This is a genomic window from Streptomyces sp. NPDC054975, assembly GCF_053609105.1.
Genome location: NZ_JBSGWV010000033.1, coordinates 1 through 24,420, shown reverse-complemented (window position 1 = coordinate 24,420; position 24,420 = coordinate 1). Strand labels below are relative to the sequence as shown.

16 protein-coding genes and 3 pseudogenes are annotated in these 24,420 nt (G+C 71.7%); 12 read left to right on the top strand and 7 right to left on the bottom strand.

The window, feature by feature from the left end; translation table 11 throughout:
• Window positions 1-71 precede the first annotated feature (71 nt).
• Together ACWF79_RS24900 and ACWF79_RS24895 are read left to right on the top strand one after the other, a co-directional pair.
• Window positions 72-3,503, top strand: a complete 3,432-nt coding sequence (locus tag ACWF79_RS24900) for a CHAT domain-containing protein (RefSeq protein ID WP_453730349.1) — start codon at window positions 72-74, stop codon at window positions 3,501-3,503.
• A 42-nt stretch (window positions 3,504-3,545) separates the two neighbouring features.
• Complete coding sequence (locus ACWF79_RS24895) at window positions 3,546-4,763, top strand: tetratricopeptide repeat protein (protein WP_453730348.1); 1,218 nt, start codon at window positions 3,546-3,548, stop codon at window positions 4,761-4,763.
• Between the two features lie 11 nt (window positions 4,764-4,774).
• Here the strand turns inward: ACWF79_RS24895 and ACWF79_RS24890 are convergent, their stop codons facing one another.
• From ACWF79_RS24890 to ACWF79_RS24880, 3 genes are read right to left on the bottom strand one after another with little or no spacing between them, the layout of a single operon-like run.
• Window positions 4,775-5,821 (bottom strand): ABC transporter ATP-binding protein, encoded by a 1,047-nt coding sequence (locus ACWF79_RS24890; protein WP_453730347.1) that lies wholly within the window; start codon window positions 5,819-5,821, stop codon window positions 4,775-4,777.
• The gene (locus ACWF79_RS24885; RefSeq protein ID WP_453730387.1) at window positions 5,818-7,407 is read right to left on the bottom strand and encodes an ABC transporter permease; all 1,590 of its coding nucleotides are present in this window, start codon (window positions 7,405-7,407) and stop codon (window positions 5,818-5,820) included. Before ACWF79_RS24885 ends, ACWF79_RS24890 begins: the two co-directional genes overlap by 4 nt.
• A gap of 1 nt (window position 7,408) precedes the next feature.
• The gene (locus ACWF79_RS24880; protein WP_453730346.1) at window positions 7,409-8,428 is read right to left on the bottom strand and encodes an iron ABC transporter substrate-binding protein; all 1,020 of its coding nucleotides are present in this window, start codon (window positions 8,426-8,428) and stop codon (window positions 7,409-7,411) included.
• 172 nt (window positions 8,429-8,600) lie between these two features.
• Between ACWF79_RS24880 and ACWF79_RS24875 the strand changes: the two genes are divergently transcribed.
• The 3 genes and pseudogenes from ACWF79_RS24875 to ACWF79_RS24865 all read left to right on the top strand — a co-directional run.
• Window positions 8,601-11,228 (top strand): AMP-binding protein, encoded by a 2,628-nt coding sequence (locus tag ACWF79_RS24875; protein WP_453730345.1) that lies wholly within the window; start codon window positions 8,601-8,603, stop codon window positions 11,226-11,228.
• A 212-nt stretch (window positions 11,229-11,440) separates the two neighbouring features.
• Window positions 11,441-13,075, top strand: a complete 1,635-nt coding sequence (locus ACWF79_RS24870; protein WP_453730344.1) for an ABC-F family ATP-binding cassette domain-containing protein — start codon at window positions 11,441-11,443, stop codon at window positions 13,073-13,075.
• An 87-nt stretch (window positions 13,076-13,162) separates the two neighbouring features.
• A pseudogene (locus ACWF79_RS24865) lies at window positions 13,163-13,708 on the top strand (CGNR zinc finger domain-containing protein); the annotation flags it as partial.
• A gap of 22 nt (window positions 13,709-13,730) precedes the next feature.
• Here the strand turns inward: ACWF79_RS24865 and ACWF79_RS24860 are convergent.
• Window positions 13,731-13,925 carry a hypothetical protein gene (locus ACWF79_RS24860; protein WP_453730343.1) on the bottom strand — a complete coding sequence of 65 codons (195 nt, stop codon included), beginning with the start codon at window positions 13,923-13,925 and terminating at the stop codon, window positions 13,731-13,733.
• A gap of 85 nt (window positions 13,926-14,010) precedes the next feature.
• Window positions 14,011-15,069, bottom strand: a complete 1,059-nt coding sequence (locus tag ACWF79_RS24855) for an alpha/beta fold hydrolase (protein ID WP_453730342.1) — start codon at window positions 15,067-15,069, stop codon at window positions 14,011-14,013.
• Between the two features lie 297 nt (window positions 15,070-15,366).
• On the opposite strand from ACWF79_RS24855, the gene ACWF79_RS24850 reads away from it, so the two are divergent.
• The 6 genes from ACWF79_RS24850 to ACWF79_RS24825 all read left to right on the top strand — a co-directional run bounded on the left by ACWF79_RS24850 (window position 15,367) and on the right by ACWF79_RS24825 (window position 20,592).
• The gene (locus ACWF79_RS24850; RefSeq protein ID WP_453730341.1) at window positions 15,367-15,798 is read left to right on the top strand and encodes an organic hydroperoxide resistance protein; all 432 of its coding nucleotides are present in this window, start codon (window positions 15,367-15,369) and stop codon (window positions 15,796-15,798) included.
• A 334-nt stretch (window positions 15,799-16,132) separates the two neighbouring features.
• Entirely contained in the window at window positions 16,133-18,454 is a 2,322-nt protein-coding gene (locus ACWF79_RS24845; protein ID WP_453730340.1) for a nitrate- and nitrite sensing domain-containing protein, read from the top strand.
• A complete protein-coding gene (locus ACWF79_RS24840; protein ID WP_453730339.1) occupies window positions 18,451-18,855 on the top strand; it encodes a roadblock/LC7 domain-containing protein in 405 nt (134 codons plus the stop codon). Before ACWF79_RS24845 ends, ACWF79_RS24840 begins: the two co-directional genes overlap by 4 nt.
• Window positions 18,855-19,238, top strand: coding sequence for a DUF742 domain-containing protein (locus tag ACWF79_RS24835; protein WP_453730338.1), 384 nt, complete (start codon window positions 18,855-18,857; stop codon window positions 19,236-19,238). Before ACWF79_RS24840 ends, ACWF79_RS24835 begins: the two co-directional genes overlap by 1 nt.
• 16 nt (window positions 19,239-19,254) lie before the next feature.
• Window positions 19,255-19,815: a GTP-binding protein gene (locus tag ACWF79_RS24830; protein ID WP_453730386.1), complete on the top strand. Its 561-nt coding sequence runs from the start codon at window positions 19,255-19,257 to the stop codon at window positions 19,813-19,815.
• Window positions 19,816-19,986: 171 nt separating this feature from the next.
• Window positions 19,987-20,592, top strand: coding sequence for a GOLPH3/VPS74 family protein (locus ACWF79_RS24825; RefSeq protein WP_453730337.1), 606 nt, complete (start codon window positions 19,987-19,989; stop codon window positions 20,590-20,592).
• 783 nt (window positions 20,593-21,375) lie between these two features.
• Here the strand turns inward: ACWF79_RS24825 and ACWF79_RS24820 are convergent.
• Together ACWF79_RS24820 and ACWF79_RS24815 are read right to left on the bottom strand one after the other, a co-directional pair.
• A pseudogene (locus tag ACWF79_RS24820) lies at window positions 21,376-21,717 on the bottom strand (transposase family protein); the annotation flags it as partial.
• 83 nt (window positions 21,718-21,800) lie between these two features.
• Window positions 21,801-21,907, bottom strand: a pseudogene (locus ACWF79_RS24815) (IS5/IS1182 family transposase); the annotation flags it as partial.
• 479 nt (window positions 21,908-22,386) lie between these two features.
• On the opposite strand from ACWF79_RS24815, the gene ACWF79_RS24810 reads away from it, so the two are divergent.
• Window positions 22,387-24,360, top strand: a complete 1,974-nt coding sequence (locus tag ACWF79_RS24810; protein WP_453730336.1) for an RICIN domain-containing protein — start codon at window positions 22,387-22,389, stop codon at window positions 24,358-24,360.
• Window positions 24,361-24,420: the final 60 nt, after the last annotated feature.

Genomic DNA, 24,420 nt, shown 5'->3' with positions numbered 1-24,420 from the left:
CGTACCGTGGAAGATACGCGGAGGACGCGCGCGAGGACGCGCGGTCCGGTGGGCGTCGTCCGGGGGTGGTCGTGGTCAGCGCGGCGGATGCGACGGCAGCCGGAGGACCCGGCCCACGGCCCGATGCCGAGCAACTGCTGCGGCACCATGAGGCCACGGGCGACCGCGGCGCGCTCGACGAGGCCATCCGGTTGGGCCGCCAGGAGCTCACGCTCACGCCGCCCGACGACGCTTCCTTACCCGGCCGCGCCGGCAATCTCCTGGTCGCCCTGTACCGGCGGTGGCAACTGACGGGTGATACCGCCGATTTGGCCGCCCTGATCGACCTCGGACATGAACGGCTGGCCGTCGACCGCGTGCGTCCCCAGGACGTGGTCCTCCTCGCCCTGGCGTACCGTCACCGTTTCGACGTCCACGGACAGGCGAGCGATCTGGACCGGGCGGTCGACCTGTTCGATCGGGCCGCCGATCTGCCGCAGAACGCCGAGACCGGGGCGCAGACGCTGGGCTCCCTGGGCGAGGCCCTGCAGGAGCGGCACAGCAACGGCGCAGGCGGCGGCCTTGAGGGCCCGGGTACGGCCGACGGGACGGATCTCGCGCGTGCGACGAGCGCCTTACGGGACGCGCTGGAGATCCTCCCCCTTGGTTCGCCGGACCGGCCCGGCTACCGCAACAACCTCGCCACCGCGCTGCACAGCACCTATCGCCACAGCGGCGACACCGAGGCGCTGCGCGAGGCCCTGGGCCTGTGGCGGGCCGTGGTCCGCGAGAGCCCGCCGGGCGGCGAGATCCGCCGGCTCGCGCTGGGGAACCTCTCCCAGGGCCTTCGCCACTGGCACGAACACCACCCCGACGAGGCGCACCGGGCGGAGATGCTGGACGTGCACCAGGCCGCCCTGGCCGAGAGCCACGTGGGCCATCCGGACCGCCCCGAGCGGCTCGCCGGTCTGGGTGTCGCCCTGCGTCTGGCCGCCGAGAACAACGGCGACCCCGAGCTGCTGCGCCGATCGGCGCACCTGCTGCGCGAGGCCCTGCCGCTGTACGCCGCCGACGCCCCCGAGCGGGCGATGAGGATGAACAGCCTCGGCAACACCCTGCACCGGCTGGCCCAGTCGACGGGGGACGAAGCCGTGCTGGACGAGGCGATCGCCGTGCTGCGGTCCGCCCTGGACCAGCAGCGGCCGGGCACCGGCCCGTACTCCGACACCCTGGCGAATCTCGCCGTCACCCTCTGGGAGCGCGCCGTCCAGACGGACGACCTGGACTCTCTGCGGGAAGCCGCCCGGCTGGCCCGGAACGCGGTCGACGCGGCTGCGGCGAGCCCCGCCGCGCAGGTCGTCCGCCTCGCCAACCTCGGTGTGGTCCTGCAGAGTTGGCACGGCGCGACCGGCGACACGGCCGCCGCCGACGAGGCGATCCGTGTGGCCCGTCGGGCCCTGGCACTGGCCCCTCGGACCGGCCTGGTCCGCGCGGACCGCCTGAACCACCTGGCCAACGCCCTGCGCACGCGGTTCGACGGGAGCGCCGACGTGGCGGACCTCGACGAGGCGATCGGCTTGCTGGAGGAGGCCGTCGAGCACGCTCCGTACGGTGATCCGGTGCTGGCGGTCGTGCTCTCCAACCTCGGATCCGCCCGTCTGACACGGCATCATCACAGCCCCGAGGACGGACTCCTCGAACAGGCGGTCAGCGACGTGGGCCGCGCCGTCTGGTCCGCCCCTGAGGGCAGCTCGGCCCACGGCACCTACCTGAAGGCGTACGGCGACGCCTTACGCGCCCTGCACCACCAGGACGGCGACCCGGGGGTGCTCCGGGCCGCCGAGGACGCCTACCGGCAGGCGGCCGGCACGAAGGCCATGCCCGCCTACGAGCGGGTGCTCGCCGCCTGGGACTGGGGCGCCGCCGCGGCGGCCGGCCTCCGCTGGGACGAGGCCCTGCGCGGTCATGAAAGGGCCCTGGAACTCCTGCCGTTCGCCGCTTCCGGCCGACTGGCGCGTCGCGACCAGGAGCGCGGCCTGTCGCGGGTGCGGGGTCTTGCCGCCGAGGCCGCCGCGTGCGCGGTGAACGCGGGGCGTCCGGAACGCGCGGTGTCGCTCCTGGAGCAGGGCCGGGGTGTGCTGCTGAGCCGGGCCATGGCCACCCGGGACGGGCTCGGGCGGCTGCGCGCCGCCCATCCGGGTCTCGCCGAGCGGTTCGTCTCGATCCGTGACCGGCTCGACGCGCTGGAGGCCGTGGACATGGCGGAGACGGCCCTGGGCCGGGTGCCGTCCACGCCCGCGGACCAGCGGCACACCCTGGCGAGCCGGCTGGAGGAGCTGGTGGCGGAGATCCGCGAAGCACCGGGCTTCTCCGACTTCCTCGCCGCGCCGGACGAGAGAGCCCTGCTCGCGTGCGCGGCGGACGGCCCGGTGGTGCTCGCCTACTGCAGCGGCTACCGCAGCGACGCACTGGTCCTGCGTCCAGGGGGAGTCCTCCTCGTACCGCTGCCGCGGGCCACGCCGGACGCGGTCGCCGAACAGGCGGACCGCCTCCGGCTCGCGCTCGCCGACGCGATGGACCCCGCCCGCGACAAGGCCGCCCAGCGGACCGTCGCCGAGGTCCTGGCATGGACGTGGGACCACGTCACCGGCCCCGTGCTCGACCGGCTCGGGCTGTCCGGCGCTCCCCCGGCAGGGGGCCCGCTGCCCAGGCTGTGGTGGTCTCCGGGCGGGACGCTGGCCGCCCTGCCCCTGCACGCGGCAGGTCACCACGGCGAGAGCCCCGATACCGCGCCGCAGGAGGGCGGGGCCGGGACAGGGCCACGGACGGTCATGGACCGGGTGATCTCCTCGTACACCCCGACCGTCAGGGCTCTCCGGTACGCCCGGGACCGGGCCGCCGCCCCGCGGCCGTCCGGCCGGCTCCTCGCCGTGGCGCTCCCCGACACCCCGGGAGCCGGGCGGCTCGGCGGGGCACGACGCGAGGTGGAGGCGCTGCGCGCGCTGCTGCCGACCGATGTGCTGTACGGGGAAGGGGCCACCTTCGACCAGGTCATGGCCGCCCTGCCGGATCACCCGTGCGTCCACTTCGCCTGCCACGGAGTCAGTGAGCCCGCCGATCCCTCGGCGGGGCGGCTGCTCGTGCACGACCACCGGACACGGCCGTTGACGGTCCGGCAGATCGCCCGGCTCGACCTGCCGGCCGCGCGACTCGCGGTGCTCTCGGCCTGCGAGACGGCGCGTGCCGAGGGGGACCTGGCCGACGAGTCCATCCACATCACCTCCGCGTTCCAGCTCGCGGGCTATCCCCACGCCGTCGGCACGCTCTGGCCGGTGCACGACGTCGTGGCCGTCCGCGTCACCCGCCTGCTCTACCGGGGGCTACGCACCGACGAAGGCGACGGCGGGCCCGCACTGGACGACAGCCGCACGGCGGCCGCGCTGCACCAGGCGGTCCGGGAGTGCCGCACCGCGTTCGCCGCCAGCCCGAGCCTGTGGGCCGCCCACGTACACGCGGGTGCCTGAGGCACTCACACGCACTCACACGGACAAGAGGAGACAGTCGCGATGAGCCGGTGGTGGCGGCGCAAGGCCGCACAGGGGGACGCGGAGCACGGCGCGGACGGTACGGCCGACGCGGCGGGACCGTCCGGACACGGCCAGGAACAGGAACGGATGCGGGAGGAAGGGGGTCGGGTCCGGCGGCCGGCGGGCGGACACATCACCATCACGGAGGTGACGGATGGCCGTCCCGAGGAGGAGATCGCGCGGATCGAGATCTCCCCCGAGGAGTTGCACACGATGCGCGCCCGGGCCGCCATCCAACAACTGGGCCCCGAGCACCCGGAGGCGCTCGACGCGGTGCGCGACCTGGCCCGGGTGCTCGCGGCGACTCCCGGACGCGGCGAGGACGCGGTGGACTTCTACCAACAGGTGGTCCGAGGTCAGTGGACCGTCCTCGGCCCCCACCACGAGGAGACGCTGCGCACCTCCTCGGAACTCGCCGACATGCTCCACCGGACAGGGCAGCTGCAACTCGCCGAATCCGCCTGGCGCGACACCTTCCGCAGCCAGTCGGAGACCCTGGGACGCGATCACCTCGACACCCTGCGCAGCGCGGCCGGGCTGGCCGCCGTCCTGGAGGACCTCAGTCGCGCGCCCGAGGCCGAACCGCTGGCCCGGGACGTGCTGGAGCGGCGCACCAAGCTGCTCGGGCCCGACCATCCGGAGGTGCTGACCGCCGCCAACGCCCACGCCGCGTCCCTGCTCAAGTGCGGCCGCCACAAGGAGTCCGAGCGGGCGCTGCGCAGCCTCGTACCCCGAGTGGAGCGGCGTTACGGGCCCGACCATGAGCGCACCGCGGCAGCCCGGGCCAATCTCGGTGCCGTACTCGTGCGGCTGAACCGCCTCCCCGAGGCGGAGACGCAGCTGCGCGCCGTCATCCGGTCCTTCGAGGCGACCGTGGGGCCCCACGACGAGACCACCCTCAGCGCGCGCAACAACCTGGCGGCCGTGCTGCACGCCATGGAGCGTTACGCGGACGCCGTCCCCGTCCTGCGGGACGTCCTGGCCGCCCGGGTCGCCCTGAACGGCGAGGACCACCCGACGACCGTGTCGACCCGGGACAACCTCGCCAACGTACTGATCGACGTGGGGCGGCACGCCGAGGCGGAAGCACTCCTCGACCGCTGTGTCCGCGACTACCGGCGCATCTACGGCCCGGGCCATCCCCGCCAACGGGACGCCGAGGAGAAGCTGGCCTGGCTGCGGGACGAGGCCGAGTAGACGCGCCCCGGTCAGGCCGTGTGGGGGTGCAGGGTGGCTTCGCCCGTGAGGCGTACGCCGACCCTCTGTCCCGGTGCCACCCGCAGGGGGCTGGGGGTTCGGACGTCGACCGTCCGGTCCAGGCCGTCGACGGCGACCGTGACCATGGCGTCGTGGCCGAAGAAGCGGACCTCGGTGACGACACCTTCGGAGTCCACGGCCTGCGGTTCGGCGAGTTGGAGCTGTTCGGGGCGGAGGAGGACGAAGCCGTCACGGAAGCCCTGGGGGGCCGTGGCCAGCGGGATGCGTCCCAGCGCGGTCGTGGCGACCTCCTTGTCGGCGGTGCCGGGCACGATGACGGCTTCGCCGACGAAGGAGGCGACCCAGGGGTCCACGGGTCTGCGGTAGAGGTCCTGCGGGGTGGCGCACTGCGCGACGCGGCCGTCGCGCAGGACGGCGACGAGGTCGGCGGTGGACAGGGCCTCCTGCTGGTCGTGGGTGACGAGCAGGCCGGTGGCGCCGCTCTCCCGGAGCACGGCGCGGACCTCCGCCCGTACGGTCCCGCGCAGTCCGCTGTCGAGGGCGCTGAACGGCTCGTCGAGCAGCACGAGATGGGGCCGGGGAGCGAGCGCACGGGCGAGGGCCACGCGCTGCTGCTGGCCGCCGGAGAGCCCGTGCGGCATGCGGTCGCCGTAGCCGGGCAGGCCTACCAGGTCCAGCATGTCCGCCACCCGGGCGCGCCGGGCCGCCCGGTCGAGGTCGGTGAGGCCGAAGGCGATGTTCCGAGCCACGCTCAGGTGGGGGAAGAGCGCGCCCTCCTGGGGCAGGATGCCGATGCGGCGCCGCTCGGGCGGCAGATGGACGCCGGGCCCGCCGAGCAGCCGGCCGGCGACGGTCACGGTCCCGGCGTCGGCCTTCAGGAAGCCCGCGATCACGCGCAGCAGGGTGGTCTTGCCGCAACCGGAGGGGCCGAGGACGGCCGCGAAGGAGCCGCCGGGGACGGTGAGGTCGAGACCGTCGAGGACCGGCGCCCCCGGTCCGTACGCCGTGACGACCTGGCGGACCTCGAGCTCGTTCATGTGCGGTGCCTTCCGAGGAGGTACGAGGGGACGGCGGCCAGCAGGATCAGGGCGGCCGCGTAGGGGGCGGCGGCCGCGAAGGACCCGGTTCCGGTCTCGGTCCACAGCCGGGTGGCCAGGGTGTCCATGCCGGTGGGTCGCAGCAGCAGGGTGGCGGGGAGTTCCTTCATGCAGACCACGAAGGTGAGGGCCGCGCCGGCGGCGACGCCGGGTGCGGCGAGCGGCAACGTGACCTCCCGCAGCACGCCGAGGGGCGTCCGGCCGAGGGAGCGGGCCACGTCGTCGAGGACGGGCGGCGCCTGGAGGACGGCGGCGCGGGTGGCGGCCACGGCGACGGGCAGGAAGAGCACCGCGTACGCGCAGATCAGCAGCGGCGTCTCCTGGTAGAGCGGGCGGGCGTAGCGGACGGCGAAGAAGACCATGGCGAGGGCGACGGTGATGCCGGGCACGGCGTGGCCCGCGTAAGCGGCCTGTTCGAGGAGGTGGGCGAGCCGGCCCCGGTGGCGTGCGGCGATGACGCCGACGGGCAGCGCGAGCAGGGTGGTGAGGGCGGCGCCGGCGGCGGCGACGCCGAGGGTGGTGAGCGCGGTGCTGGTCAGCGTGGCCGGGTCCCAGGTCGCGGAGGTGCCGACGGCGAGCCAGTAGCCGAGGGTGGCGAGCGGGAAGCCGACGGCCAGGGCCACGATCGCGCCGCACCAGACGAGGGCGAGGGGCCGTTTGCGGCCGAGGGGGGCGGGGACGGCCCGCCGGGCGGTTCCGGTGCCGGTACGGGCGTAGTCGGCGCGGCCGCGGGTGCGTGTCTCGGCGGCGACGAGCAGCACCGTCATGAGGACCAGGACGGCGCTGAGCGCGGCGGCCGGGGTGCGGTCGAAGCTGGCCCGGTAGGAGGTGTAGATGCCGAGGGTGAAGGTGTCGTACCGCATGAGGGAGACGGCGCCGAAGTCGGAGAGCACGTACAGCGCGACGAGCAGGCCGCCGCCGGCCGCGGCGGGTCGCAGCTGCGGCAGGGTGATCCGGGCGAAGGTACGGAGGGGGCCGTGGCCGAGGGAACGCGCCACCTCCTCGTGGCCGGGGTCGGTGCCGCGCAGGGCGGCGGCGACCGGCAGGTACACGTACGGGAAGCTCACCAGGGTGAGGGCGAGCGCAGAGCCGGTGAATCCGGCGAGCGAGGGGGCCGCCGAGAGCCAGGTGAAGGCGGTGACGTAACTGGGCACGGCCAGCGGCAGGGTGACGAGGACGGACCAGGCGCGGGCGGCCGGCAGCGCGGTGCGCACGGTCAGCCAGGCGAGCGAGACGCCGATCAGCAGGCTGGCGGCGACGACGACGGCGGTCAGGCCGAGGCTGCGCAGGAGCAGTTCGCCGGTGCGGTCGTCGGCGATGACGTCCCAGGCGTAGGCGGGGCCGCGTTCGAGGGCGCGGACGGCGAGGTAGCCCAGCGGCAGGACGGCCAGCAGGGCGGCGGCCGTGGCGGGCGCGATCAGGATCCAGGAGGGCCGGCCCGCGGCGCGCCGCCGCCCGGCGGGTGCCGGGGCACCTGCCGGGCGGAGGGCGTCGTGCGGCCGGACCTGGTCGTCCGGTGAGGTCACGTCAGACAAGTCCGACGTCCTGGAGCATGGCCAGGGTCTCCTTGAGGGAGTCGAGCTTGCCGAGGTCGATCTTCGGCGGCTGCAGGGTCTCCAGCGGCGGCACGCCCTCGGCGGTCTTCACACCGGCGGCCAGCGGGTACTCCTTGGTCTCCTCGGCGAAGTACGTCTGCGCCTCGGCGGAGAGGAAGTAGTCGACGGCCTTCTGCGCGTACTCGGCCTGCTTCTTGTCCGCTCCCTTGAGGATGCCGACGCCGGCGACGTTGACCAGACCGCCGGGGTCGCCGCCCGGCAGGTAGTGCACCTTGGCCTTGAGCTTGTCCGCGCCCTTCTCGGCGGCCTGCTCGTACCAGTAGTAGTGGTTGACCAGGCCGATCGGGACCTCGCCCCTGTCGACGGCCTCCAGCACCTTGAGGTTGTTGTCGTACGCCTTGGGTTCGTTGGCCTTCAGGCCCTTGAGCCAGGTGCGGGCGGCGTCGTCGCCCTCGAGGACGCGCATGCCGGTGACGAAGGCCTGGAAGGAGGCGTTGGTCGGGACGAAGCCGATCTTGCCCTTCCATTCCGGCTTGACCAGCTCGTGCACGCTGTTCGGCGGGGTCGGGACCTGGGCCGGGTCGTACGCGAGAACGCGGACGCGGCCGCTGACACCGGTCCAGTCGCCGGCGGAGCTGCGGTGGGCGGCGGCGACCTTGTCGAGGGTGGCCTTGGGGAGCGGGGCGAGGCGCTGCTCCGCGGAGAGCGCGCCGAGGGCTCCGGCGTCCTGGGAGAGGAAGAGCCCGGCCTCGGTCTTGTCGCCTTCCTCCAGGAGCTGGGCGGACAGTTCGGCGCTGTCTCCGTAGCGGACCTCGACGTTGGCGCCGAGGTGCTTCTCCAGCTTGTCGATGAGCGGCTTCACGAGCTTCTCGTTGCGGCCGGAGTAGATGACGAGATCGGCCGGTTCGTCGCTGCCGCAGGCGGCGAGCGCGGGTGTGAGCAGGACGGCCGCGGCGATCGCGGTCACGGTGCGGGCCAAGGGGCGGCGCATACGGGTGGGGCCTTCCTGCTGTCAGTTACCAAGGAACCTGTGAATACGGCATTGATAAGGTAAAGCTAACCTAAGGGTCAAGCCTGACTTTGATAACAACACGGTTCCGAGTAGGCATCCGGAACCACCTCCCCCTCTTCTCGATAAGGAAAGGCTTACCTACGATGCGCCCGTGACGCTCCTCCCTGCCCCGCCCGTCGGTGGCCACGCCCTTCCGTTCGCCCGTGACCTCGCGCTGCACGGCGACCGCACCGCCCTCGTGACCGCCGGCGGCGAGATGTCGTACCGCGAACTGGCCCACCGGGTCGAGGAGGCGGCCCGCCGACTCGGCACGCACCGCCGGCTGGTCCTGCTGCCCGGCGCCAACACCGTCGGAGCGCTCGTCGTCCACCTGGCCGCGCTGTCGGCGGGCCACGCGGTGCTGCTCGTGCCCGGCGACCACCCCGAGGCGGTCGCCGCGCTCACCTCCGCGTACGACCCGGACGTCGTGGCCCACCCGGGCGACGACGAGGACGGGCAGGGCGCATGGCGGATCGAGGAGCGGCGTCCCACCTCCGCCCACACCCTCCACCCCGACCTCGCGCTCCTGCTCAGCACGTCCGGCTCCAGCGGCTCGCCCAAGCTGGTCCGGCTCTCCTACGAGAACCTCCAGGCGAACGCCGACGCGATCGCCACCTACCTGGACATCCGCGACACCGACCGGGCCGCGACCACCTTGCCGATGCACTACTGCTACGGCCTGTCCGTGATCCACAGCCACCTCCTGCGCGGCGCCGGACTCGTGCTGACCGGCCTCTCCGTGGCCGACGCCTGCTTCTGGGACCTCTTCCGGACGGCCGGCGGCACCACGCTGGCCGGTGTCCCCTACACCTTCGACCTGCTCGACCGCGTCGGCTTCGCCGACATGGACCTCCCCCACCTGCGGTACATCACCCAGGCCGGCGGTCGCCTCGCGCCCGAACACGTCACCCGCTACGCCGAACTGGGCGCGCGCCGCGGCTGGGAGCTGTTCGTCATGTACGGCCAGACCGAGGCGACCGCCCGGATGGCCTATCTCCCGCCGGCCCTGGCCACCACACATCCCGGGGCGATCGGCGTCCCGGTGCCCGGCGGCTCGTTCTCCCTCGAACCCGTCGAGGAGTCACCCGGACCCGACGTCGGCGAACTCGTCTACTCCGGCCCGAACGTCATGCTCGGCTACGCCCACACCCGCGACGACCTCGCCCTCGGCCGGACGGTCGACACCCTGCGCACCGGCGACCTCGCCCGCCGCACCGAGGACGGCCTGTACGAGATCGTCGGCCGGCGCAGCCACTTCCTGAAGATCCTCGGCCTGCGCATCGACCCCCAGCAGATCGAGGCCATGCTCCAACGGCACGGCCTCGACGCCCTGTGCGCGGGCGACGACGAGGCACTCGCCCTCGCCGTCGTCCGCAGACCCGGCTGGGACGAACGACGGATTCGAAGACGCGTGGTGGACGCGTGCGGCCTGCCCGCCCGCGCGGTCCGCGTCCATCTGATGCCCGAACTCCCCCGGCTCCCCACGGGCAAGCCCGACTATCCGGCCGTACGCGCCCTGAACCACCCGGCCGCAGAGTCCCCGGCCGACGCGGGCGCGGCCCCGGAGGACCTCCGCGCGCTCTACGCACGGATCCTCGACCGCCCCGACGTGACGCCGGACAGCTCCTTCGTCTCCCTCGGCGGCGACTCCCTGTCGTACGTCGAGATGTCACTCCACCTCGAACAGCGCCTCGGTCAACTGCCGCCGAACTGGCACACGACGCCCCTGCGCGAACTGGAGAAGCAGGGGACGCCCGCCCGGGAAGGCCGGTCGCGGCGGCACGTGGAGACCAGCGTCGTCCTGCGCGCGGTGGCCATCGTGTGCATCGTCGGCTCGCACATCAGCCTCTTCGAGCTCCGTGGCGGAGCCCATCTGCTGCTCGCCGTCGCCGGTTACAACTTCGCCCGCTTCCTGCTCGCCTCTCCCGAGCGGCGCGAAAGGACGCGTCGTACGGCCCGTGGCATCGCGAGGATCGCCGTCCCCACCGTGGCGTGGACCGCCTTCGCGCTCCTCATCGACGACGACTACGACCTCTCCAACCTCTTCCTCCTGCACAACGCGCTCTGGCCCGAGGACACGAGCACCCGTATACACCTCTGGTTCGTCGAGGCCCTCGTCTACATGCTGCTGGCGCTGATGGCCCTGCTCGCCGTCCCCTCGGTCCACCGACTGGAGCGCCGCTTTCCGTACGCGCTGCCCGTAGCCCTGGCCGCCGTCGGACTGCTCTCCCGCTACGAGTTGGTGGGCCTGCCGCCCCGCGCCCAGATCACCGACGCCGTCAGCGTCTTCTGGCTCTTCGCCCTCGGCTGGGCGGCTGCCCAGTCCTCCACCACGGGCCGGCGGCTCCTCGTGACCCTCGCCGCCCTGGCCACCGTCCCTGGCTTCTTCCCCGGCGAACCGGGCCGTGAGCTGTTCGTCATGGCGGGCTTCTGCCTGCTGGTGTGGTTCCCGGCCCTCCCCAGCAGCCACCGCCTCAATCAGGCGGCCGGCCTGCTCGCCGGCAGCTCGCTGGCCATCTACCTGACGCACTGGCAGGTCTTCCCACTCCTCGACGACGTGTCGGAGCCCCTGGCCCTCGTCGCCTCCCTCGCCTTCGGCATCGCGTACGCCAAGGGCGTCAGCCGCCTCGTCCAGCGCGCCTCGGCCCTGCGCACGGCCCGAAGCCGCCGGTCCGGCAGCCCGGCGAGCCGCCGGTCCAGCCGCCGGTCCAGCAGCCCGGAAATCGTCGTCCCCTCTTGAGGAGGACTGTTAGGCTGGCGGAGACGTAGACCATGTATTGAGGAGTTGCAGTCGTGGCGGGTGACGACGACATCTCCGGGTGAGATCCGGAGCTGACGGCCGCGGGCGTGCTGAAGAAGCGCCGCCGAAGCGGGCCGTTCGTCGTACCCCCGTTCCCCGCGTCTGCCCGGGGCGGAGCTGTCTTCGCCCCCAGCCCTCCCGAGGTCTCTTTCATGTCCGACGTCACCGTCGTCTGCTCGAACCTGTCCTTCTCCTGGCCCGACGACACCCCTGTCTTCCAGGACCTGTCCTTCACCCTGACCACCGGCAGGACCGGCCTGGTCGCCCCCAACGGCTCCGGCAAGAGCACCCTGCTCAAGCTGATCGCAGGCGAACTGCGGCCCGCCACCGGCTCGGTGTCCGTCGGCGGCACCCTCGGTCACCTGCCGCAGACGCTCCCCCTGACAGGCGACGTCACCGTCGCCGAGGTGCTTGGCGTCGCCGCCGTGATCCGCGCCCTGGACGCCGTCGAGTCCGGAGACGTGAGCGAGGAGCACTTCACCACGATCGGCGACGACTGGGACATCGAGGAGCGCACGCGCGCCCAGCTCGACCGTCTCGGCCTGACCGGCCTCGCCCTCGACCGCCGTCTGAGCACGCTCAGCGGTGGCCAGGTCGTCCAACTCGGCCTCGCCGCCCAACTGCTCAAGCGCCCCGACGTCCTGCTGCTCGACGAGCCGACCAACAACCTCGACCGGGACGCCCGGCACAAGCTGTACGACGTGCTGGCGGACTTCAGCGGCATTCTGCTGCTGGTCGCCCACGACCGCGCCCTGCTCGACCGCATGGACGGCATCGCCGAACTCGGCGGCTCCCGACTGCGCCTGCACGGCGGCAACTTCACCGCCTACGAGGAGGCCGTGCGGGCCGAGCAGGAGGTCGCCGAGAAGAACGTCCGCAACGCCGAGCAGGAGCTGAAGCGGGAGAAGCGGGAACTGCAGCAGGCCCGCGAGCGCGCCGAGCGCCGGGCGAGCAACGCGGCCCGCAACCTCAAGAACGCGGGTCTGCCGCGCATCTTCGCCGGGAACATGAAGCGTGGCGCCCAGGAGTCCGCGGGCCGGGCCGGGCAGATGCACGCGTCCCGGGTCGGCGAGGCCAAGGCCCGCCTCGACGAGGCCGGGCGCGCGCTCCGCGAGGAGCAGCGCATCGTCCTGGACCTGCCTGACACGCAGGTGCCCGCGGGGCGCAACCTCTTCCTCGGCGAGGGAATGCAGGTCCGGCACGACGGCAGGGCCGTCTTCGCGGAGGGCGGCGTCGACCTCTCCGTGCGTGGGCCCGAGCGCATCGCCCTGACCGGCCCCAACGGCGCCGGAAAGACCACCCTGATGCGGCTGATCACCGGCGAACTCGCCCCGGACGGCGGGGAGATCAAGCGCGGCGACGGACGCGTCGCCTCTCTCTCGCAGCGCCTGGACCTGCTGGACCTCGACCGTACGGTGGCGGAGAACTTCGCCGCGTTCGCGCCCGAGCGGCCCGAGGCGGAGCGGATGAACCTGCTCGCGCGCTTCCTCTTCCGCGGACCGCGGGCGCATCTGCCCGTCGGCGTGCTCTCCGGCGGCGAACGGCTGCGTGCCACCCTGGCCTGCGTCCTGTGCGCCGAACCGGCTCCTCAACTGCTGCTCCTGGACGAGCCGACCAACAACCTCGACCTGGTCAGCGTGGGCCAGCTGGAGAGCGCGCTGGACTCCTACCGGGGCGCCTTCATCGTGGTCAGCCACGACGAGCGGTTCCTCGCCGAGATCGGCGTGAACCGCTGGCTGCGCCTGACCGACGGAACGCTCGAGACGACGGGGGCCCCGATGGGGTGAGGCGCCGGGTACGCCGGGGGGCCGCCCTGAACGGCTGGACAGCGACGAACCTTGCCCGCCGCCCCAGTCACCTGTCAAGATGGTGATGTGAATCTTGACCATGTTTTCGTGTGCGGCCACCCGGCTCTCGACTTCGCGGCCACGCTGCGCGCCCGGCGTTCGACCCGGTTCGAGATGTTCGTGACGCCGGACCGGCTCAACGCCTGGTTCGTGGAGTCGGGGCTCGTGGACACGGTCACGCCCGGCACGGAGGACGACGTCCGGGAGGCGATCGCGGTGCGCGAGGCGGTGTACCGGCTCGTCACCGACCGTCGCCTCGGTGAGGACTTCGACCGGCAGGCGCTCGCGGTACTCAACGCCGCCGCCCGCCAGGTTCCTGCGACTCCCCAGCTCACCCTGCGGGGCCGGCACACCGACGCGACGCCCGCGCAGGCCCTGGCCACCGTCGCCCGACAGACCGTCGAACTGCTCAGCGGCTCGGACGTCCCGCTCCTCAAGGAGTGCGGCAATCCCGAGTGCACGCGCGTCTACATCGACCGCTCCCGTGGGATGCGCCGACAGTGGTGCGGCATGGAGTCCTGCGGCAACAAGATCAAGGCCGCGGCCTACCGCGCCCGCAAGAAGACGGCGCCGGTCGCGGAAGGCCGACGGCCGCCTACAGCCCCCATTCGAGGGCGAGGCACGAGTGGTACTTCCAGGAGCCAGCGGGGTCGTACGACGCAGCGGCCCCGCCCGGCTCGCTCTCCACCTCTTCGGCCATGTCCTCGAAGCGGATCCGCTCGGGGAGCTTGCCGTAGCGGGCGTGCCGCGCCGCGGCCGCGGCGGCTTCCGCGGCGAGTTCCTCGTTCATCTCCCGTACTCCACTTCATCGGTGTTCTTCGACTGATCTTCCCCTCGTCACTCCTCAACGAGGTGACGAGCGAGTGAGACCCGCCTCAGAGGCGGTCGGCGTCGACGACGGCCTGCGCGAAGGCGGTCGGCGCCTCCTGCGGCAGGTTGTGGCCGACGTCCGCGATGGTGCGGTGCTCGTAAGGGCCGGTGAAGTGGTGGCGGTAGGCGGAGCCGTCACCGGGCGGGGTGAAGGGATCGAGAGCCGGGTCGAGGGTGATCGTGGGCACCCGAACGGGCGGCTGCGCGGCGAGCTGCGCCTCGTAACGGCTGTAGCGGCCCTCCCCCTCGATCAGACCGATGCGCCACCGGTAGTTGAAGAGCACGACAGCCGCGTAGTCGGGGTTCTTGAACGCCTCGGCGGTGCGCCGGAAGGTGGCCTCGTCGAAGTCCCAACGGGGCGAGACGAGGGTCCACACGTAGCGGCACAGGGCGATGCGCTCGTCGACGTCCTCCATCGCCTTCTTGCCGCGCTCCGTGGCGAAGTACCACTGGTACCACCACTTGTGCTCGACGGCCGCGGCGGCGGGCTCCTGCTGCGCCTTGCGGTTGGTGATGAGGTAACCGCCGGTCGAGACAAGGGCCTTGACGCGCTCGGGCCATAGGGCCGCGATGATGTCGGCGGTGCGCGAGCCCCAGTCGAAGCCGGCGAGCACCGCCTTCTCGATCTTGAGGGCATCCATCAGGGCGACGATGTCGAGTGCGACGGCGGACTGCTCGGCGGTGCGGGGTGTACGGCGGGACAGGAACCGCGTACCACCGTGGCCTCGCAGGTACGGCACGATGACGCGGTACCCCAGGCCGGCGAGGAGCGGGGCGACGTCGACGTAGCTGTGGATGTCGTAGGGCCAGCCGTGCAGGCACAGGACGACCGGGCCGTGGGCGGGCCCCGCCTCGGCGTAACTGACGTCCAGGACACCCGCCTTGACCTGCTTGAGTGCGGGGAAGGCAGTGTGGGTGCCGGCCGTGGCGACCGCGACGGATGCACTGGACGCGCCGGACGTACCGCCCATGGCGGACGCCGTGGATGGCAGGCCGGCCGGCGAGACCGCGGCCGCGCCGGTACCCAGGCCGACGGCCTTGCCGAACATACGCCTGTTGATCACGAGAAACCCCTCCGTCGCACGCTTCCGGGGACCGGCCCGCAGCCGGCTGGTGGCACGGCCACCTTCACATGCCGCGAGTCACCTGTCAAACCAGTGACGCGCCCATGCGTCCACCTGCGACTCTGTCAGAACCCCTTAGTCAGCGGCGGTTTACGCGCTCCAGAGTTCCACCCGCTTGACCGGTGACACAGACGCCTGCCACGATGCCGTCACCGCTTCAACCGGTGACGCCCCGACGGTGTCCCGGGGCCATCAGGCATGCCGAAGCGCGTTCACCTCGGACAAGGAGCACGAGTCATGGCAGTCACCTACACGGCCCACGTCGACGTCGACGGAGAGGGCCGCAACGGCGGTCGCGTCCGCTCCCAGGACGGCCTCCTGGAGACCCGGCTCGCCATCCCCAAGGAGTTCGGCGGCTCCGGCGACGCGACAAACCCCGAGCAGCTGTTGGCCACCGGCTGGGCCGCCTGCTTCCTCGGCGCCCTGCGCCGCGCCGCCGCCACCCGCAAGATCCGGCTCACCAGCACCACCATCACCGCCGACATCACGCTCACCCACGGAGATGACGGCGAGTTCTCCCTCTCGGCCGTCCTCAGCCCCGTCCTCGGCGGCGTGGATCAGGCGACCGCCGAGGAACTGGCGCACGCGGCCCACCAGATCTGCCCGTACTCCAAGGCCACCCGGGACAACATCCCCGTCACGCTCAACGCCACCGGTACCGCCGCCTGACGCGTCGGCCGGCGGGGGGCGCCATCCGCTCCCCGGCCACCGGTGCGTGACATCGCGGTTGCGTTCCGATAGGGACTCCGGTCGGCAAAATCTCGCCGCCAAATACCACGCCCCACCATCGGAATCAAGAACTCCGCTCTCCCGGGTGGCTGGTTATGATCGGCACCTTCGTAAGTCGCCGCAGCCGGAGCGGCCGTTCCCCCTGTCCCCCTCCCCAGGGACTGGGCCGCTCCGGCTGTCGGTCCGTCATGGCCCTTCCCCGCTCAGAGGACCGATGTCTCCCACACACCACGAAGGTCCACGCCCGCGGTCGACGACCCGCAGACGGCGTACCGTGCGCCTGCGTACGCTGCTCATCTGGCTGGCGGTGGTCCCCACCGTGGCGATGGGCGCCCAAGTCGCCGTCAGCACACAGCGGCTGCTCGCGCAGTCGGAACACCTGCGGGCCGACGTGGCGGCCGGTGAACGGATCGGCGCACCTCTGTTCAGGCTGATGGCCGAGATGCAGGCCGAGCGGACGATGACGGCCGCGCGGTGGGCGGACGCCGACTCCGTGGCCGACGACGAGCTGCGTCGGCAGCGGACGGACACCGACCGCGTCGTGGCCGAATTCCGCCGGTCGTCGGGCGCTGCCGGGGCGGACGCCGAGCGTACGGACCGTCACCTCGAAGAAGTGACGAGCGCCCTCGACACGCTGGCCGCGCAGCGCGAGCGTGCCGACGAACGTCACGGAAACGTCGAGGCCACGACGGGCTACTACACCGATGCGATCGACCGGATGATCCGTCTCTTCCAGGACGAGTTCAGCCACGCGGAGGACGCCGAACTCACCCAGGAGAGCCGGCCGGTCGTCGCCATGCTCTCGGCCTCCGAGATGACGGCCCGCGAGGACGCGATCCTGGCGTCGGCCGGGCGCTCCAGGGAGCTGAGCTCCGCCGGGTTCGCCGAGTTCATCAAGGCCGTCGGCGCAGGAAACCACCTGCACGACACGTCGATCGTCCCGTATCTGCCCGCTGAAGAGCGCGCTTCCTTCGAGCGGATCACCGGATCGAAGGCGTGGCTGACGAAGATCCGTATCGAGCAGGCGATCATCTCCGACCACCGGGACCTCGCGTCCGGCGTCAGGCTGCCCCGCGAGGTCGGCGGCTGGCAGGCCGCCCACAAGGAGGTCACGGACCAGCTGACCGCGCTCAACGCCGAACGCTCGAGGGACGTGCTCGCCTCCGCCGAGGCCAAGGCCGCGGAGCTCGAGGCCGAGGTCACCTGGTTGGTCGCGGGAAGCGGTGGCGCCCTGCTGGTCGTCGTGGTCGTCGTCTTCCTCACCACACGCTCGATGCTGCGCCGCCTGCGCGGCCTGCACGAACGCACCGTGACCGTCGCCGAGGAGACGCTGCCGGACGTCGTGGCCCGGCTCCAGCGCGGACAGCGCGTCGAGGCCGACGCCCTGCCGGCGGAGAGCGGTGACCGGGACGAGGTCGGCCGGGTCAGCGACGCGTTCGCCCGCGTCGTCGCCGTCTCCGTCGACGGGCACCGCCGGCTCGCGGCGGAACGCCACGGCTTCGGCATGTTCGCCGCCGGCATCGCCTCGCGTACCGGCAACCTGGTCAGCCGCCAGCTGAGCCTGACCGAGGACATCCAGGACGCGTTCGGCCACGACGAGGAGCTCCTCTCCCGGCTGATGCGGTCCGATCAGTTGACGGTGGGTATGCGACGGCAGATCGAGAACCTGCTCATCCTGGCGGGCGGCGAGATCCCCGACCCGCACACCGAGCCCATGCGCGTCGCCGACCTGCTGCGCGAAGCGGCCGCGGAGGTCGAGGACTTCAGGCGGATCGAGCGGCAGGCGCTGGACGAGATCAGTGTGATGCCGAGCGTGATCAGCCAGGTCAGCCATCTCCTCGCGGAGCTCCTCGACAACGCCACCCGGTTCTCCCCGCCGAGATCGAAGGTGGCCATCCGTGCCGAACTCGTGGCGGACGGCCTGTCGATCGAGATCGAGGACCGTGGACCCCGGGTCGCCACGGAGAAGTACGAGGAGATGAACGGGCGCCTGCACTCCGCCCCGCCGTACTCCGTCCTTGCGGAGAACGCGCACCGGCTCGGACTGTTCGTCGTCGGCCACCTCGCCGACCAGCTCGGCGCGGGCGTCACGCTGCGGCGCTCGGTCTACGGCGGCACGTCGGCCGTGGTGGTCCTTCCCCAGGGCCTGCTGGTGCCGACCGAGGAGCCGCCGCCGTCGGGCACTCCGGCGCCGTCCGTCCCCGCGCAGCTCCGGGCCGAGGAGCGCACGCCTGACGAGCTCAAGCCTTCCGAGCGCAAGGGCGCCGAGTTCAGGCCCGCCGACCTGAGGCCCGAACTGGTCCTGCACACCGCGTCCGGGCTGCCGAGCCGCCGAGCTCCCGAGCCCGCGCCCCAGCGGGAGAACCCCCAGCCGGTCCGCCCCGCGCCTCGGGACGGCGACGCGCGGCCGGCCCTGCCCGAGCGCGTCCCGCAGACCCACATGGCAGACCAGCTCCGGGCCCCTCGCGCACCGGAGGCGGCCGTCGACCGGGACGCGGCGACCCCCGAAGAGGTGGCCGACGCCTGGGCGGACTACGAACACGGCACCCAGCAAGCGGAAGACGAGCTCCGACAGGAAACGCGGGAACAGTCATGACTACGCCATCCAACGAAATGATCTACAGCGTCCTGGACAACAACCTGAGCCGGATCGCAGGCGTCGAGGGAGCCGTGCTGCTGTCCAACGACGGGATCATGCTCAGCGCCTACCTCCTCGACAGGCCCCGGGCGGAGCGCATCGCCGCCGCGTGTTCGGGGATCGCCGCCACGATGAAGGCGATATCCCGCGAGGTCGAGGGCGGCCGGGTAATCCGTCAACTGGTCGAGATGGACGACCGGTACCTGTGCATCGTCGGGTGCGGGGAGGGCAGCACGCTCATCGTGGTGACCTCGCGCAAGGCCCGGCTCGGCGAACTGGGCGGCGAGGCGGTACGGACCGCCCAGGCGCTCGGCGAGTGGCTCGGCACCCCCGAACGCGCCCAGGCGCCGAGGACCTGATGGCGGACGAGCCGCAGAGCGGACCAGCGCGGCCGTCGCGGGGCCGCCGCCGGCCGAGGCTGTACGCCCTGACCGACGGGCGTACGGCAGCGCCGCACACCGTCCTCACGATGGACACCACGATCACGGCGGCGGCCGGGGCGGACGCCCGGAGCGGACTGCCCACCGAATGGCGCGCCGTCCTCGACATGTGCGCGCCGCCGGGCGGCCTCGCGGTCGCCGAGATCGCCGCGCGGATGGGGATCCGTCTCACCCCGATGACGATGCTCCTCGGCGAACTCTCGGACCGTGGACTGATCGTCCACCGGCCACCCCTGGAAGGGCCCGAGACCACCAATGTCCACCTGCTCAGGAGAATCAGGGACAACCTTGCCCGGATATGACAGCCCTGCCCAAGAAGTGGCCCCCGTCAAGATCCTCGTCGCCGGGGGTTTCGGGGTCGGCAAGACGACCCTGGTCGAGACGATCTCCGAGATCGAGCCGTTGCGTACGGAGGAACGGCTGACGAGCGCGGGCGTCGGCGTCGACGACCTCGACGGCATCGAGTCCAAGACGGTCACCACCGTGGCCATGGACTTCGGCCGCCTGACGCTCACCGACGCCGGGGTCGTCCTCTACCTGTTCGGCACCCCGGGTCAGGAGCGCTTCTGGTTCATGTGGGACGACCTGCTGAACGGCGCGCTCGGGGCGATCGTGCTGGTCGACACCCGCCGCCTCGACCGGAGCTTCCCGGCCGTCGACTTCTTCGAGAACCGCGGGCTGCCCTTCGTGGTCGCCGCGAACTGCTTCCACGGCGAACAGCCGTACACGGCGGAGGAGATCCGCGCCGCGCTGCGGCTGCGCGACCCGGAGACGCCGGTCCTCATGCTCGACGCCCGCCTGCGCGCAGACGTCCGCGACGTCCTGCTCGCCCTGCTCGACACGCTCATCGACAAGGCGGCCGTCACGACGGGCGGGTGACGGACCTGTCCGGTGTCATCGGCAGAGTCTCCTGCCGTGCGACAGGGCCTTGGCCGCCGGGGCGGAGGCGATACTGATCGTGACAGTCGTCGCCCGGCCGCCGAACCGACTGCGGACGCGGCCCGGGCACGGGTGACACACTTTTGTCGATGTCTCCGAGGGGAGCCGTTCATGACCACGGCGAAAGACCTGTTCATCATCGCCATGGACGCGAGGCCGGAGCATGCCGTGGGACAGGGTGACCTGTCGCTCGCACTCGCCGGGGCCGAGCTGATCGATCTCATCGGTGCGGGTGCCATCACGGTGGACGGCGACCGTATCGTGCCGGGCGGGCCGCCGACGCCGGACGACCGGCTCCTCGGCGAGGCTGCGGAACGGCTCACCCGGCAGACACCCTACGAGCGGATCGAGGACTGGCTGTGGCGCCGGGGCCGAGACCTCTCGGCCGCGTACCAGACCGCCCTGGAGGAGGACGGCGAGCTGACGCGGAAGCGAAGCGGCTGGTTGCCCTTCGGTCCCGAGCAGGTGGAGTCGGTCGATACGGCCACCCGCCGCCGGGCAGAGCACCGCTGGGCGGACAAGGAACCTGTCCTGACCGCCCTGGCCTCGGCCGTAGGCATCGACGACGGACGATCCGACGACGAGCCCGGCCTCGCTGACGAGGCGGTGACCACCGTGGTTGCCGCCGTCCACGACGCCGTGATGGAGCTGGAGGCCGCACGCCAGCGGCGAACCATCGAGAACACGGCCTTCGCGAACCTCTGGCGCGCACCGTGAGTCGGATTCAGGTCCGCGTTCCAGCCCCACGGCAGGACTGAGCGCCTGACCGGCCGCCGGGGCGGTCAGGTTGTCGCCCTGACCAGCCCGGCGCGTCGAACCGTTCGAGCCCGAGGTGGTCGACGAGCTCGAGGACGTCGCGGGAGAGGCGGGCGATGCGGTAGCCGTGCCGCGGCTTGCGGGACAGCCCGTGGCCCCCGGAAGCCGCCCGGTGCCCCGCCTCACGCGCCCGCGGCCTCGATCCGGAGCCCCCCTGTGGACGCCACAGCCGATGGTGATGAGCCCAGGGACCTGCGGTTCTTCCGCCGCTAGCCCTACGAAGTCAGCACCGAACCAGCACCGGAGAATCTCGTGTCGGCAGGTAAACGAGGAATACGCGTTCGGACTCTCGGCGGCCTTGAGCGGAACCACCAGGTTCGGTCACTTACGTAGTGCGCTGCCCCGCTGGTGAGCTCGTGCACGACAGACGGGTGAGACGTTGAATCGTCAATGGTTGATCATGCTCGGATCGTGCGGGACGTGACTCGCTCAGTGGCCCTCAGCAACCGCCGAACCACGAGCCCGTCCGCTGGCGTGAAGGGCTCCATCGAGGATGGCCCGATGGGCTCGCCGGGCCCGTCAGAACTCTCCCCTGGAAACGCAGGCCCCGTGTGCGGCAGCTTCCTGACGCCCCCTGACTGGGCCCGCACGGAACGTACACTGACGGGTCCTGGCCCGCCGGCGGGGAAGACGCTCAGGCGAGGGCGCATACCGTGAGGGCGACGGCGCAGGGAAGCCGGGCCGTGTCATGGCGAGGTTGTGCATGATGGCGACGGCCTGGCCCGCGTGAAGGAGGCCGTCCTTTTTGGCTGCAGTCGCGCAGGATCTTCCAGTTCTTCATCCGGCGAAGGTGTGCTCGACGCGGGCACGGACGTGTCGGTGTTCAGCGTTGTCCTCCTCCTGGCCGCGCAGGAAGGGGCGACCAGCTCTCTTGCGGTGCGGAACGATCAGGCCGGTGCCGAGGTAGGGGCCGTCCGCGATCACCGTCGCCCCGGCCGCCCCCGGCAGGCCCGGCTCCCGCCATACGTGGGCGTCCGCCTTGTTCCCCGGCGCCGGCCGGGCCGGGGCGATCACCAGGCGGCTGTCCACACCGGCCCACCGCCACAGCGCCCGCGGACTCCCCGGATGGGGCTCCTCCGAATTCCGGCCGGAACTGACACACAGAGACACCCTGGGTGGCCGCTGACCGAGCGGTGCCGGTCTTTCCACGCCGTGGCCAGAGGCTCGACCAACCGCCACTGCCCATCGGCCCGTCGCCCGGGCACGGCTTGCGTTCAACTCAAACGCTCACGGACCGCCCTCTTGGTCTCCGCCCGCATGAACACCGGCCTGCCCTGGCATCGGCCTTCACCCTTTGCACAACCGAAGTTGACGGGTTCTCACCGGCCGTAGCAGGGCCAATTCGGCTTGTAGTAATTAGATGAATCCTCGACTGAATTAACGTCAATAAGGGCTCAGGGCTTATCTCGATTCGATAACGAGATCGCCTAAAAGGCCTGGACCATCCCCGGTGCAGTCGACTAACTACCTTACTCCCAAACAGAATTGACTGTTCATCAAATAGGTAGGGCAAGGTAACAGTCAGATATCTTGCGCCTAATTCCCGTTTGCCCGAAATCTCCACCGTACCCGTCTGGCAGGCTTCCGCTCACCCACTCCTTCGACCAGGGATTTGAGGTGCACATGACGAGTCATCGTCGAAAGAGACGTGAACATCGGCGCAGACCACGTAGGTTGATACTTCTCACCGCCGCCATGGCTTCGGCAGCGGTGATAGCGGGGGGTATCGCCTACTCCGGCCTTGGTGACCAAGCCAAGGCGGGAACGCCTGCGCAGGCCAGACCTGCCGAGAACGCCCTGTCACCGGCCGCCGCACCGGCCCGCGAGGCGGAACCGGAGCCGATCGTGGGCAGCCCCGCCAACGACACGGCGCGCGGCATGGTCTTCGACGGCCTCAAGGCCGCGCCGAAGGGCGATCATTGCGTCGGGGTCTACCGAACGGCGGCTGGACACTGCAGCCACGGTCCCGACGCGCCGCCCAAGGGCGTCGACATCAAGAAGGATGTTTCCCCGGTTGTGAAGACCCGGGCCGTGGCGTCCGATCCGGCCAAGCCCAACGGCGGCGCCGCGACGGCTGAAGGCAGCGGGCGCCCTCAGGACGCGCCCGCCGCCGACGCGAGCACCGCGAAGACTCCGGCCTCGAAGGCCCCGGCCCCCGCAGGCGGCAACCGCCAGGCCGTCGCCGCCGGGCCCGCAGGCCAGACCGTCCAGTGCGACGGTGACGGCAGCTCCGGCAACCGCGTCCAGGTGGTGTACGTCCACGGCCCCGGCCGGGACCGGTACGCCGAGTACGTCGCTTCGTTCCGCAAGTGGGCGGCCGACGCCGACCTCATCTACTCGGCGAGCGCCCAGGAGACCGGCGGAGTACGCCACATCCGCTACGTCACGGCCGCGGACTGCACCCCCACGGTGCTCAACATCGAGGTCCCGGCCTCCGCCCTTGCCGAGTTCAGCGCGACCAACAGCGCGCTCGCCGCCAAGGGCCTCGACCGCCGCGACCGCAAGTACATGATCTTCGCCGACAGCAAGGTCTACTGCGGCATCGGCACCTTCGCCGGCGACGAGCGTCCCGGTCAGGCCAACCAAAGCAACTTCGGCCCGTCCTACGGCCGTACGGACTCCGGCTGCTGGGGCGGCCACACCGCCGCCCACGAACTCGGCCACAACCTTGGTGCGGTCAACAACAGCGCCCCCAACACCAGCCGGGGCGCCCACTGCACCGACGAGTTCGACGTCATGTGCTACTCGGACACGCCGTACTACCCGCAGATGCGCAACGTCTGCACCAACAAGGCGTCCGAGAACATCCTGGACTGCAACCACGACGACTACTTCCACACCAGTCCCAAGGCCGGAAGCTACCTGGCCACGCACTGGAACATCGCCGACAACCAGTTCCTGATGAAGACCAAGGGCGGCGGCGTCGATCCGGGCCCCAACCCCAACCCGACGCCCAGCCCGACCCCGACCAAGAAGCCCACCGACGAGCTGGCGGTGACGGTTGGTCAGATCCAGTCGAACTCTGCCGTGGCGAGCTGGTCCAAGGCTGACGGCGCCGCCTGGTACCAGGTCCTGCTGAACGGCAAGCACCTGACGTGGGTTCAGTCGCAGGCCGTGCGCATCTACAACCTACAGCCGGGCACGGAGTACAAGGTCGCCGTCTCCGTGCGTGACGCGTCCGGCCGCGACAGCGGACCCGGCAAAGCCACCACCTTCCGTACGGCGGGCGCCGACGACCGCACCACTCCTGGCGCCCGCTACACCCTCGGCAACGGCAGCACCGGCATGGCCGCCGAGCTGTGGGGCGGTCGCAGTGCCGACGGCACGGTGCTCGTCGGAGCGCGCGCCAACGGCTACGCCCACCAGCAATGGCTCTTCGAGGACGCGGGCGGCGGGCTGGTCCGCATCAAGTCCGCGGTCTCCGGCAAGTGCCTGCAGACGGGCGGTGCCCCGGCCGAGGGCACGTGGATCGCGCAGCAGCCCTGCGGCAACGGCTCCACCCAGCGGTGGAAGCTGAACACCAAGGGCGGCACGACCACCATCACGGACCCGAGTGGCGGATACGCCCTGACGGTCAGCAAGCGCCCGTACTACGGCGAGTGGCTGCTCGACCTCCAGCGCGCGGACGACCGCGCGACCCAGATCTGGACGGTCCAGAAGGTCGGCTGACCTTCCTCCGGCCGGCATCACCACCGGTCGGCCGTCCACCGGCGGGCGGCTGCCCCAGGC